This is a genomic window from Sphingomonas radicis, from assembly GCF_051400635.1.
Classification (GTDB): Bacteria; Pseudomonadota; Alphaproteobacteria; order Sphingomonadales; family Sphingomonadaceae; genus Sphingomonas.
The window spans coordinates 141,446-153,696 of the sequence record NZ_JBLFFG010000001.1 but is presented as its reverse complement, the minus strand read 5'-3'; the positions used below and the strand labels follow the sequence as shown (position 1 = coordinate 153,696).

Annotated in this window: 12 protein-coding genes; 3 read left to right on the top strand and 9 right to left on the bottom strand. The window is 67.9% G+C overall.

Going from position 1 to position 12,251, the window contains the following annotated elements:
* Positions 1–26: 26 nt before the first annotated feature.
* The 4 genes from ACMGDH_RS00710 to hflK form a co-directional block, all read right to left on the bottom strand.
* Entirely contained in the window at positions 27–1,622 is a 1,596-nt protein-coding gene (locus ACMGDH_RS00710) for a helicase HerA-like domain-containing protein (protein WP_436826002.1), read from the bottom strand.
* A gap of 71 nt (positions 1,623–1,693) precedes the next feature.
* Entirely contained in the window at positions 1,694–3,199 is a 1,506-nt protein-coding gene (locus tag ACMGDH_RS00705; protein WP_436826001.1) for a Do family serine endopeptidase, read from the bottom strand.
* A gap of 94 nt (positions 3,200–3,293) precedes the next feature.
* Entirely contained in the window at positions 3,294–4,154 is an 861-nt protein-coding gene (hflC, locus tag ACMGDH_RS00700) for a protease modulator HflC (RefSeq protein WP_436826000.1), read from the bottom strand.
* Positions 4,151–5,269, bottom strand: coding sequence for a protease modulator HflK (hflK, locus tag ACMGDH_RS00695; RefSeq protein ID WP_436825999.1), 1,119 nt, complete (start codon positions 5,267–5,269; stop codon positions 4,151–4,153). Before hflK ends, hflC begins: the two co-directional genes overlap by 4 nt.
* A 70-nt stretch (positions 5,270–5,339) precedes the next feature.
* On the opposite strand from hflK, the gene ACMGDH_RS00690 reads away from it, so the two are divergent.
* Together ACMGDH_RS00690 and ACMGDH_RS00685 are read left to right on the top strand one after the other, a co-directional pair.
* The gene (locus ACMGDH_RS00690; RefSeq protein WP_436825998.1) at positions 5,340–6,305 is read left to right on the top strand and encodes an Mrp/NBP35 family ATP-binding protein; all 966 of its coding nucleotides are present in this window, start codon (positions 5,340–5,342) and stop codon (positions 6,303–6,305) included.
* A 3-nt stretch (positions 6,306–6,308) separates the two neighbouring features.
* Entirely contained in the window at positions 6,309–6,746 is a 438-nt protein-coding gene (locus ACMGDH_RS00685) for a CoA-binding protein (RefSeq protein WP_436825997.1), read from the top strand.
* 120 nt (positions 6,747–6,866) lie between these two features.
* On the opposite strand, the gene ACMGDH_RS00680 is transcribed toward ACMGDH_RS00685, so the two are convergent.
* Genes ACMGDH_RS00680 through ACMGDH_RS00665 form a run of 4 tightly spaced genes read right to left on the bottom strand, consistent with a single transcriptional unit; the run spans position 6,867 to position 10,277 of the window.
* Positions 6,867–7,973, bottom strand: coding sequence for an aminotransferase class V-fold PLP-dependent enzyme (locus ACMGDH_RS00680; RefSeq protein ID WP_436825996.1), 1,107 nt, complete (start codon positions 7,971–7,973; stop codon positions 6,867–6,869).
* Positions 7,970–8,734, bottom strand: coding sequence for a tryptophan 2,3-dioxygenase (locus tag ACMGDH_RS00675; protein ID WP_436825995.1), 765 nt, complete (start codon positions 8,732–8,734; stop codon positions 7,970–7,972). Before ACMGDH_RS00675 ends, ACMGDH_RS00680 begins: the two co-directional genes overlap by 4 nt.
* 57 nt (positions 8,735–8,791) lie before the next feature.
* Positions 8,792–9,613 (bottom strand): 2,3,4,5-tetrahydropyridine-2,6-dicarboxylate N-succinyltransferase, encoded by an 822-nt coding sequence (gene dapD / locus ACMGDH_RS00670; protein ID WP_436825994.1) that lies wholly within the window; start codon positions 9,611–9,613, stop codon positions 8,792–8,794.
* A 1-nt stretch (position 9,614) separates the two neighbouring features.
* On the bottom strand, positions 9,615–10,277 hold the full coding sequence (locus ACMGDH_RS00665; protein WP_436825993.1) for a pyrimidine 5'-nucleotidase: 663 nt from the start codon (positions 10,275–10,277) through the stop codon (positions 9,615–9,617).
* Between the two features lie 122 nt (positions 10,278–10,399).
* On the opposite strand from ACMGDH_RS00665, the gene ACMGDH_RS00660 reads away from it, so the two are divergent.
* Positions 10,400–11,401 carry an LLM class flavin-dependent oxidoreductase gene (locus tag ACMGDH_RS00660; protein WP_436825992.1) on the top strand — a complete coding sequence of 334 codons (1,002 nt, stop codon included), beginning with the start codon at positions 10,400–10,402 and terminating at the stop codon, positions 11,399–11,401.
* A 420-nt stretch (positions 11,402–11,821) separates the two neighbouring features.
* Here ACMGDH_RS00660 and ACMGDH_RS00655 read toward each other — a convergent pair whose 3' ends face one another.
* Positions 11,822–12,232, bottom strand: a complete 411-nt coding sequence (locus ACMGDH_RS00655; RefSeq protein ID WP_436825991.1) for a DoxX family protein — start codon at positions 12,230–12,232, stop codon at positions 11,822–11,824.
* Between the last annotated feature and the right edge of the window lie 19 nt (positions 12,233–12,251).

Genomic DNA, 12,251 nt, shown 5'->3' with positions numbered 1-12,251 from the left:
CAAGCGGGAGAGGGTTTTTTGGGCACCTACCCCCGGAACAGCCCGCCGAGCACGCCCCGGACAAGCCCGCCGATCACGCCGCCGCCGCTCTTGCTGCCGAACACGGCCTTGGAGACTTCGCCGGCGACGGTACGGCCCACTGCCGAGCTCGCCGAGCGCGTCGCCGACTTGACGGCGCGGTTCCACGGCGAATTGGCTGCGGCGCGTTCGGCCTCGCGCTGGGCGCGAGCGGCTTCCTTGGCGAGCCGTGCATCTTCCTTGGCCTGGGCAGCGGCGGCCTTTTCGGCCTCGGTCGCGGCCTTGGCTTCGGCGGCGGCGGCGGCGGCCTCCTGCGCCTTGGCGCCGAGCAGCTCCTCGGCCGATTCGCGATCGATCGCTTCGTTATACTTGGCACCGATCGCGTCGGTCTCGATCAGCACCTTCCGTTCTTCGGGCGTAAGCGGGCCGACGCGCGAGGCGGCCGGCTTGATCAGCGTGCGCTGGACCGGGCTCGGCGCGCCGTCCTCCTGGAGCAGCGAAACCAGCGCCTCGCCGACCTTCAATTCGGTGATGACGGTTGCGACGTCGACCCCCGGATTGGCGCGGAACGTGTCGGCCGCCGCGCGGATCGCCTTCTCCTCGCGCGGGGTGAAGGCGCGGAGCGCGTGCTGGATGCGGTTCCCGAGCTGGCCGGCGACGTCCTCCGGGATGTCGATCGGGTTCTGCGTGACGAAATAGACGCCGACGCCCTTCGAGCGGATGAGGCGGACGACCTGTTCGATCTTGTCGAGCAGCGCCTTGGGCGCGTCCTCGAACAGCAGATGCGCTTCGTCGAAGAAGAAGACGAGCTTGGGCTTGTCGGGATCGCCGACCTCGGGGAGCGTCTCGAAAAGTTCCGAGAGCAGCCAGAGCAGGAAGCTGGCGTAGAGCCGCGGGCTGGCCATCAGCTTGTCGGCAGCTAGGACGTTGACCACGCCGCGGCCGCTGTCGTCGGTGCGGATGAAATCGGCGATGTCGAGCGCTGGCTCCCCGAAGAAATTGGCGGCTCCCTGCGAGCGGAGCTGGAGCAGTGAACGCTGGATTGCGCCGACGCTCTGCTTCGAGACATTGCCATAGGTGGCGGTAAGCTCGTCGGCACGGTCAGCGCAGTGCGTGAGCATCGACTGAAGGTCGTCGAGGTCGAGGAGCAGCAGCCCGTCCTTGTCGGCGACTGTGAAGGCGATCGTCAGCACGCCTTCCTGGACTTCGTTGAGCCCCATCAGCCGTGCGAGCAGCAGCGGGCCCATTTCGGAAACGGTGGTGCGGATCGGGTGACCCTGCTCGCCGAACAGGTCCCAGAGCTGCACCGGCGTCTCCGCATAGCGCCACTCGGTATCGCCGATCTCCTGCGCGCGGGCGGCGAAGCTCGCATGCACCTTGGCGGTGGGTGATCCGGCCATGCCGAGCCCGGCGAGATCGCCCTTCACATCGGCGACGAACACCGGGACGCCGCGCGCCGAAAAGCCCTCGGCCAGGCCCTGGAGCGTCACCGTCTTGCCCGTGCCGGTCGCGCCCGCGATCAGCCCGTGGCGGTTGGCGCGCCGAAGCACCAGTTCCTGGGGCTTGCCGCTAGCGGCGCCCACGAAAATGCCCGTCTCTCCCATCGTGCCTCCTCCCGTCGAGGGAAGGAGCTTAGGGGAGAAACGGGCATTTGGCAGCCCGAATCGGGCAGATTTTACTCGCCGATCTGGACGGCGACGAAATTGCCGATGTTGCGGCGCTGGACGTAGAGCAGCACCTGGTTGCGGCCCGCGCGCTTCGCCTCTGCGACGATGCGCGACACGTCCGCAGCGGTCGCGACCGGCGTGCGGTTGATATTGACGATCACGTCGCCGCGGCGGATGCCCTTGGCAGCGGCATCGCTGGTCGGGCTGGCGCCAAGCACGACCACGCCCTTGACCTGCGGATCGACGCCGATGCTGCGCGCGATCTGCGGGGTGAGCGGCGTGACTGCGATGCCGAGCGACGCCGAGGCCGGCGCGCTCTCTTCGCCGTCCTGCCCCGGGATGCCGTCCTCGGCCGCCTCGGGGTCGAAGCCGGCGAGCTGGTCCTCGGGCGGGCGCGTGCCGACGGTGACCGTCACCGTCTGGCGCTTGCCGTCGCGCATGAGCTCGATCGGAACGCGGGTGCCCGGCGGCACATTGGCGATCAGGAAGCTCAGCGTCTGATCGGGCGTCACTTCCTGATTGTTGACGCGGACGATCACGTCGCCCTGCCGGATGCCGGCCTTTTCAGCGGCTTCGCCCGGCTCGACGCGTGCAACCAGCGTGCCGCGGCCGCTGGGGATGCCGAGCGCCTCGGCGATGTCGCGAGTCACGTCCTGCATCTGGATGCCCAGATAGCCGCGCTGCACCGCGCCTCCCTTCATCAGCGTGTCGACGATCGGCTTGGCCTGCTCCGCAGGGATGGCGAAGCCGATGCCCACGTTGCCGCCAGTGGGCGAAAGGATCTGCGAATTGACGCCGATCACATTGCCCTGAAGATCGAACATCGGGCCGCCCGAATTGCCGCGGTTGATCGAAGCGTCGGTCTGGATGAAGCGGTCATAGGCGCCGCCCTGGCCGGTGACGCGGTGCGTCGCCGAGATGATGCCCGCGGTGACCGATCCGCCGAGCCCGAACGGGCTGCCGATCGCCACCACCCAATCGCCGACGCGCGCCTGGCGCGAATCGCCGAAGCGGACGAAGGGCAGGTTGCTGCCTTCGATCTTTAGCACGGCGAGGTCAGAGGCGACGTCGCGGCCGACCAGCCGCGCCTTGAACTCGCGACGATCAGAAAGCGTGACGTTGATCGATTCGACCACCGCGCCGCGGGTGCCCGCGGTCACGACGTGATTGTTGGTGACGATGTAGCCGTCGGCCGAGATGAGGAAGCCCGAGCCGAGCGATTCTGCCTGGCGGGTCACCGGCTGGCTGGGGCCGCCGAACATCTCGAACGGCGTGCCCGCGAACGGATTGGCGTTGCCGGTGATGCGCTGCGTGGTGGAGATGTTGACCACCGCGGGCTGCAGCTTGGCGACCATGTCGGCGAAGCTCATCGGCGCTCCGGAGCGAGGCACCTCCGCCTGGATCGCGCCCGGCTCGTTCTGCGCGGTCTGCGCACCGGCCGGGTGCTCGAGCGTCATCGCGATGGCGGCGCCGCTGAGGGCAAGGGCAGTAGTGAGAGCGTAAGCGTAACGCACGTGTGTGAGTCCTCTCAAAGGAAGGAGAAGCGTTCGGCGCAACTTCTTGCGCCGGATTGCTGAACGCCGTTTGAATATGAACGAAGTGACAGGCTCATCGTTGCCCCATGAACTCGCGCAGATAGGAGTTCTGCGGGGAAAGGATGATCTGCGTCTCGCCCTTGCCCTCGCCCTGAGCGAGGAAGGTATTCCGATACGACTGCATCGCGCGATAGAAATCGTAGAACGCCGGGTCCTTGTTGAACGCCTGCGCATAGATCTGCGCGGCCTGTGCCTGGGCGGTCGCGCGGATGATCTGGGCTTCCTTGAGACCCTGCGCCTTGATCGTCGCGGCTTCCTGGCGGCGCGCGGTCGCCATGCGGTCGAGCGCACTCTGCAGCGGCGAGCCCGAAGGCAGCTCGGTCTGCTTGATGCGGACATCGACGATCTCGACGCCGTACTGGCTCGCCAGCTTCTGGAGCGAGGATTGGATGTTCTCCATCACCTGCCCGCGCTCGGGGCTGAGCAGCACCGAAGCAGGCTGTTTGCCGAGCTCGTTGCGGAGCGACGAACCGAACAGCGGCTGGAGCTGGTCGCGGACGCGCTCCTCGTTGCCGACGGTCACCACCATACGGAGCGGATCGACGACGCGGAAGCGCGCATAGGCGTCGACTTCGAGCCGGAGCTGATCGGTCGAGAGCACCGGCTGGTTGGGCAGGTCGATGTCGAGCACGCGCTTGTCGACCCAGACGACGCGATCGATGAAGGGAATGCGGAAGATCACGCCGGCGCCGGTGCGGCCATATTGCTCGCCCGGCTGATAGGCGTTGATCGGATTGCCGCGCGGCTGCTCGAGCCGGAGGATTACTGCCTGCTTGGTCTCGGGGACGATCGTGATCGTGCTGAGCACGACGACGAGCGCGAGAACCGCAACGACAGCGATCGCGACGGGGCTGCGGAGCCAGTTGCGGGTCATCGTGCGGTGCCTCCCTTTGGCTGGGCCGCCTGCACTTCGTCCACGGCCGGGGGTCTGGAGCGTAGTGCCGGGAGCGGCAGATAGGGGGTGACGCCGGGTGCCTCGACCACGGTCTTGTCCGTGCGCGCGAGAATCTGTTCCATCGTCTCGTAATACATGCGGCGGCGAGTCACCTCGGGAGCGAGCTTGTACTGCTCGTAGATCTTGTCGAACTCGGCCGCCTCGCCCTGCGCCGCGGCGATAACCTGCTGGGCATAGGCGTTGGCGTTGTTCTTGTTGGCCTGCGCCTCCTGCTGCGCAGCGGTGACTTGCTTGAAGTCCTCGTCCACAGCCTGGGGCGCAGTGGCCTTCTGGATCGCGACGCCCTGGATGCGGATGCCCGAGCGATATTCGTCGAGGATCTGCTGCATCAGCGTCTGGACCTGGCCCTCGATCCGCGCACGGCCTTCGCCGATCGCTTCGTTGAGCGGGGTGGTGGCGACGACCGCGCGCATCGCGCTCTCCGCGGTCGCGCGCACCGTGTCCTCGGGCCGCGCGATCTGAAATTTATAGTCGACCGCGCTGCTGATGTCCCAGCGCACCGAATATGCGAGGTCGACGATGTTCTGGCCGCCGGTGAGCATCAGATTCTCACCGCTCGCGGGGAAATTCTCGGTGCGGATATTGGCGACGTCGACCACATCGACGAGCTGGATCGGCGCGGGCAAGGTGAACTGGAAGCTGCCGGGATTAAGCGTGCGCGAATATTTTCCCAGCGTGGTGACGACGCCGCGTTCGCGCGGGCCGATCGAATGGGTGCTGGTGTAGAGTATCCAGACCGCCAACAGCGCGCCCACGACCATCAGCCACATCCGGCCGCCGCTGGGAAAGCCGGGGATACCGCCTCCGCCTCCGCTGCGCGCGCGCTTGAGCAGCTCGTCGAGCGTGCTGCTGGTGCTGCCGCGCGGGCGCCGGCCCTCGGGGGGGAAGGACCAGGGATTGCGCGGGCCGCCGCCGTTGCCGCCATCGCCGGAGCCGCCGCCCTGGCCGCCGCTTCCGCCGCTGCCCCAGGGGCTCTTGGGAGCCTCGTTGTGAAAAATGCCGGCGCCTGCGAGCCAGCGAATGAGTTTTGCCATCCTGCCTTTATAAGTGCGCGCCCGCGGATTTACAGTGGCGGCGCGCGATTGTGCGCCTATGTGCCCCCGAATGAGCGATATCGAACAGCTGAAGGCGGCGCTTGCGCCCATCGCCGCCGGCCGCGCGACGACTCGGATCGAGGGCGGCCGCGCGAGCATCGTGCTCGACGTGACGGGACTCGGTGCGGCGGCGCGCGATGAACTCGAGGCCGACGTTCGTGCCGCGGCGGAGCGATTGCCCGGAGTCAGCGAAGTCCGCGTGCTCCAGACGAGCGAGCGGCGCCAGCGCCGGCTGATCGCAGTGGCGAGCGGCAAGGGCGGCGTGGGCAAGTCCACCGTCGCGGCCAACCTCGCGATCGCGCTGGCGAGGCGCGGACGCAAGGTGGGGCTGGTCGATGCCGACATCTACGGCCCCTCGCAGCCCAAGCTGCTCGGCGTAGAGGGCGTGCGGCCCGAGGCGCGCGAGAAGAAGCTGATCCCGGTCGAGACGCCTTACGGCGTGCCTCTGCTCTCGATGGGCGGGCTGGTCGCCGAGGGGCAGGCGATCGCGTGGCGCGGATCGATGGCCGGGCAGGCGCTCGGCCAGTTGATCGACGGCGACTGGGGCGAGGCCGAGGTGCTGATCCTCGACTTGCCGCCGGGCACCGGCGACCTCCAGCTCACCATGGTCCAGAAATACAAACCGGCAGGCGCGGTGATCGTCTCGACACCGCAGGACCTTGCGCTGATCGACGCTACGCGCGCGATCGATCTGTTCGGCAAGGTGGGCGTTCCGGTGGTGGGGCTGATCGAGAATATGGCCGGCTATGCCTGCCCGCATTGCGGCGAGATCTCGGATCCGTTCGGGCGCGGCGGCGCCGAGGCGGCAGCGGCACGGTTGGGGCTGCCTTTCCTCGGGCGCGTACCGCTCGAATTAGCGATCCGGACCGCTTCCGACGCAGGCGAACCGCCGGCGGCGGGGAACGGCCCCGCGGCGGAGACGTTCGCCGCTCTGGCGGCCGGTCTCGACGACTGGCTCGCCGCCAACGGAGGCTAGAACATGCCGCTCACGCGCGACGAAGACATAAGGGAATTGCTCGAGGAGACGCGGACGATCGCGATGATCGGCGCGTCGGACCGGCCCGACCGGCCGAGCTACCGCGTGATGGAGTATCTCCAGAGCCGCGGTTACCGCGTGATCCCGGTCAATCCGCAGATCACCGGCGAGCATGTCCACGGCGAATATGTGTTCCGCGAGCTTTCGCAGATCGGGGAGCCGATCGACATGGTCGATATCTTCCGCCGATCGATAGCGGCGGGCGAGGCGGTGGACGAGGCGATTGCCGCGGGTGCCAAATCGGTGTGGCTCCAGATCGGCGTGATCAACGAGGAAGCCGCGGCACGCGCCGAGGCGGCCGGGCTCAAGGTAGTGATGGACCGCTGTCCCGCGATCGAGATCCCGCGGCTCGGCGTGCCGCGGGTGGGCGGGGCGCATTGAGATACGCGCGCACTCTCTACAGTTCGCCCTGAGCCTGTCGAAGGGCGCTTTATTCGCGAGCGGATCGCCTGCGGCCGTGCTTCGACAGGCTCAGCACGAACGGTGGAGCGGTTGGACGCGTCAGAGCCGCTCCAACGCCTCCACCAGCCGATCGACGTCCCGCGTGTCCTGGTACAGCCCGAAGCCGATCCGCAGCACGTCGCCGCGCACGTCGACGATGACTTCCTCGGCTTCGAGCTCGGCTTTCCAGCGTTGCGCTTCCGGTGCGCGGAGCGCGACGAAACGGGCCGGTGACCTCGGGTTGAGCAGCTCGGCCTCGATCGGCAGATCGGCGAATAGTCGGCTCCGCAGGGCCGCGGCGTGCGCGGCCATCGTCGCGGTGGTGATCCCTTCGTCCGCGAGCATGTCTCGCACGGCAACGAAGCGGTAGAGGCCCGAGGGATCGAAGGTCGATCCGAGGAAGCGGCGCGCATCGGGAGCGTAACCGATGCTGCCGGATGGGAGCGAGAGATCGTCGAACTCCGCGTACCAGCCGGTGACCTCTGGCCGCGGGCCGAAGCCGGGCGGCGCGTGGAGGAAGGCGCAGCCTTCGCCTGCCATCGCATATTTGTACCCGCCGGCAAGGTAGAAGACGCGATCGGCGATGGCCGAAAGATCGGTCTCCAGCCCCATGAAGCCGTGGTAGCCATCGATCACCACCCAGGGGCCTTCCGGGCGGGCAAGCGCTGCAAGTTCTTCGAGTCCGGTGAGCACACGGCCGGTGCCGAACTGGACATGGCTGGCGAAGATCAGGTCGTGCGCGCCGCTTGCGGCGCGCTCCACCAGTCGCTCCAGCGGCACGCGCTCGACCACCGCGGCGCCCGATTCCTCCCAGCGCGCGCTCTGGCGGCGGAAGCTGTGGAACTCGCCGTCGGTCGTCAGGATGTGCAGCGGCCGACGGGGCAGCGCCGAGGCGATGCCGAGCAGCAGGGTATGGGTGTTGGGTGCGAAGACGATCGTGGCGGGGTCGGGAAGCCCCAGCTCGGCCGCCACATGCTGCTGCGCGGCGGGCCAGATCTCGCCCATCACCCGCTCCCATTTGCGATCGGCGAGCCGGGCGGCATCCTCCCAGGCGGCGAGCTGGCCGACATAGCTCGCGTCGGGCCACAAATGATGGCTGTGCGCGGCGAAATGCAGCCGCTCGGGCGCCGCGGCGAGCGCACGCTGGAACAGGCGCTTCCAGCTCATAGCTGGGTCCTGAGCGTCCACAGCTCGGGAAAGGCGCGCTTGGAAAGCGTCGAGGCGAGATAGGGCACGCCGGGAGTGCCGCCCGTGCCGGGTTTCATTCCGATGACGCGGCTGACGGTCAGCACATGCTTGTGCCGCCAGGTGGCGAGGGCGTCGTCGATGTCGACCAGCTTCTCGGCGAGCTGGTAGAGCTCCCACCAGCGGCCGGTGTCACGATAGACCTGGGCCCAGGCGTCCTCGACTTGCTTGCTCGGCGCATAGGGCTTCGGCCAGTCGCGCTTCAGCGCTTCGGGCGGCAGGTCGAAGCCGGCGCGGGCCAGCGCGGCGTTGGCTTCGTCCCACAGGCTCGGCAGCTTGCCGAATTCGTCGGTGAGCGGGCCCGGCACGCCGCCGCCGCGGACGCCGAGCAGCGTCTCGACCGCCCGGAACTGGTCCGACTGGAACCCCGAGCTGGTGCCGAGCACGTCGCGGAATCGCGAATAGTCGCTGGGCGTCATCGTGGTGAGCACTTCCCAGCTGAGCGTCATCACTGCCTGGATGCGACTGACGCGGGCCAGGCTCTTGTACGCCTCGACCGGCTTGTCGGCGCGGACCAGCTCGATCGCCAGACGGATCTCGGCGATCGCCTGCTTGAGCCAGAGCTCCTTGGTCTGGTGGATGATGATGAACAGCAGCTCGTCGTGGCGGTCCGACAGCGGATGCTGGGCGGTGAGGAGCTGGTCGAGCGCGAGATAGCGCCCGTAGGTCATGCCTTCGGTCATGCCGCGACCCTACGCCATCCCGTCGCCTCGGCGAAAGCCGTAACGGTGGAAACTATCTCAATCCCGCAACAGCTCGTTGATCCCGGTCTTGGAGCGAGTCTGCGCGTCCACCGTCTTCACGATCACGGCGCAATAGAGCGACGGGCCGCCCTTGGGATCGGGGAGCGATCCGGGCACCACCACGGCATAGGGCGGGACTTCGCCGCGGAACACCTGCCCGGTGGCGCGGTCGACGATCTTGGTCGAGGCGCCGAGGTAGACGCCCATCGAGAGCACCGCGCCTTCGCCGACGCGCACGCCCTCCGCGACTTCGGCACGGGCGCCGATGAAGGCGCCGTCGCCGATGATCACCGGATCGGCCTGGAGCGGCTCGAGCACCCCGCCGATCCCTGCGCCGCCGGAGAGGTGGACGTTGCGGCCGATCTGCGCGCAGCTGCCCACGGTCGCCCAGGTGTCGACCATCGTCCCTTCGCCGACATAGGCGCCGATGTTGACGAAGCTCGGCATCAGCACCGCGCCCTTGGCGACATGCGCGCCGTGGCGGACGACCGCGCCGGGCACTGCGCGAAAGCCCGCCTCGCGGAAGGCGGCCTCGCCCCAGTTCGCGAACTTGGACGGCACCTTGTCGAACCAGTTGGCGCCTCCGGGGCCGGGCATCACGACATTGTCGTTGAGCTTGAACGAGAGCAGCACCGCCTTCTTGAGCCACTGGTTGACCTGCCAGCCGCCCCCGGCGACCGGCTCCGCGACGCGCGCCTCGCCGCGATCGAGCAGGTTCAATGCCTCGGCCACCGCCTCGCGCACCGTGCCCTCGGTATGGAAGCCCAGGCTGGCGCGGTCTTCCCAGGCGGCGTCGATCGTCGAAGCGAGGTCGGTCATCTCAATCCTCCAAAATCTCGTGCAGCCAGCGCCCGAGGTCGCTGACGGTATAGTCGATGAAGCTGCGGTCCTGGTCCGGCGTCTGCTCGGAGCCGTTGTCGATCCACACCGTGGTCATGCCGATCGCCTTGGCGGGCTTGAGGTTCCGCGCCATGTCTTCGACGAACAATGACTCAGTGGGTTCCAGACCATAGGCGTCGCACAGCCCCTGATAGGCCGCCGGATCCGGCTTGGGGCGATAATCGGTCGCGTGGATGTCGTGGATCGCCTCAAAGGTCGCGCCGAGCCCCAGCCGGTCAAGCACCTTGGCGGCGTAGGGCGCGTCGCCATTGGTGAAGACGAGCTTGCGCCCGGGCAGCCGCGCCAGCGCCTCGATCAGCGCTTCGTTGGCCTCGAGCACGCTCATGTCCACGTCGTGGACGAAATCGAGATAGTGGCGCGGTTCGACGCCGTGCTCGGCCATCAGCCCGGACAGGGTGGTGCCATGCGCGTGGAAATAACCCTTCTGGATGCGGTGCGCTTCCTCGGCGTCGCACTGGAGCAGCTCGCGCACATATTCGCCGATCCGCGCGTCGATCAGCGCGAACAGGTTCGCGCTCACCGGATAGAGCGTATTGTCCAGATCGAAGATCCAGTTGCGGACGTGCGAGAGCTGCGGAAGCATCGCCCGGGCCTCTAGGGTCCGTGGGCGATATCCGCAATGGCCGCGGCGGATGCGGATTTGCTTTGCCGCCGCACAGCAAAGCTGGGGTAGCGGAGCGGGAGCGCACGCCCCATCTCCGCGCCATGACTGCTTATTCGCTGCTCGACCTCGTCCCCATCGTCCAGGGCGGGGATGCCCGCCAGGCGCTCGCCAACGCCGCCGATCTCGCCGCGCATGTCGAAGGTCTCGGTTACACTCGCTACTGGGTTGCCGAGCACCACGGCATGGAAGGGATCGCCAGCGCGGCGACTGCGGTGGTGATCGCGCATGTCGGCCATGCGACCAGCCGCATCCGGATCGGCGCGGGCGGGATCATGCTTCCCAACCATTCGCCGCTCCAGGTGGCCGAGGCGTTCGGGACGCTCGATGCGCTGTTCCCGGGGCGCATCGACCTGGGGCTCGGCCGCGCGCCGGGATCGGACCAGCGGGTCGCCCGGGCGCTGCGCCGGACGCTGGACAGCGATCCCAATGCCTTCCCCCAGGACGTGGCCGAGCTGCAGAGCTATTTCGCCGACGATGATCCGAACGGGGGCCGCACCGGCATCCAGGCGACGCCCGGCGCGGGCGCGGACGTGAAGCTGTGGATTCTGGGGTCGAGCCTGTTCGGCGCGCAGCTCGCGGCGATGCTGGGGCTGCCCTATGCCTTCGCCTCGCACTTCGCCCCGGCGATGCTCGACGAAGCGGCCGACGTCTATCGCCGCAACTTCCGGCCCTCGGCGGCGCTCGACAAGCCGTGGCTGATGCTGGGCTTCAACGTGTTCGCCGCGGACAGCGACGAGGAGGCGGAGCTGCTCGCCAGCTCGCAGCAGCAGGCCTTCGTCGCGATCCGCAGCACCGGGCGAGGCATCCAGCTCCCGCCGCCGGTGGCGGGGTATCGCGAGAGTCTGGGCGCGCAGGGTAATGCGGTGCTCGACCATGTCCTCTCGGCCTCGGCGATCGGCGGGCCTGAGAAGGTCCGCGAGCAGCTTGCCGCCTTCGTGGCGCGCACCGGAGCAGACGAACTGATGCTCACCAGCGCGATGTTCGACCATCAGGCGCGCAAGCGGAGCTTGGCGATCGCCGCCGAGGCGATGCGGGGGTTGTAGGCGGTATCGGCTTCCCCCTGAAACGAAGCGGTGCCCCTCTAATCCTCCCCCGCCAGGGGGAGGTGGCGCCAAAGGCGTCGGAGGGGGCGGATGCCCGAACACCGGCGGCGTGCTTCCTCCCCCTCCGTCAGGCTGCGCCTGCCACCTCCCCCTGGCGGGGGAGGATTAGAGGGGCACTCGCGCTCCGGTGGAGCGCGCAGTTTTGACTCTTTTCATGGAAACGCGATTCATCTCGTAATATTATTTCGCGAGGCGCGCGTATCTATCGATGTCAAAGAGCGCGTGGCGCGCGACGCCACGGGCCGAGCGAAGCAAACGAAATCCTACATTGCAAGCGTCCCGCGCTCGCATCCTGTTGGCCTCCCCTGTGTGGGCAGGCACCACCCCGACCCTCCCCCGAAGGGGAGGGGCTTTAGGGTTTCAGCCAGCGTTCGGTTTGCGGCGCGCAGCGTCGAGGCTGATCGGGCCTGGGCCGGCGAACACGAAATAGAGAAAGACGAAGCAGTAGAGGATCGCTGCGTCGCCCATGTTGTTGACCGGCCAGAAGTTCTGCGGTGCGTGGCCGAGGAAATAGGCGACCGCCATCGTGCCCGAGGCGAGGAAGGCGGCGGGGCGCGTGAACAGCCCGAGCGCGATCAGCGCGCCGCAGACCAGCTCGATAACCCCGGCATAGGCCCCGGGCCCCGCGAAGGTCCACCCGAAGCCGGCATGCTCGCCAGGCGGGAAGGAGAGGAACTTCTGCGTGCCGTGCGCCAGGAACAGCAGCCCCGACATGATCCTGAGAACGCTGTGTACCGTGGGCGCATAGGCGCCAAGCCGATCGGTGTTCATCGTCGTCTCCCCGCAATGG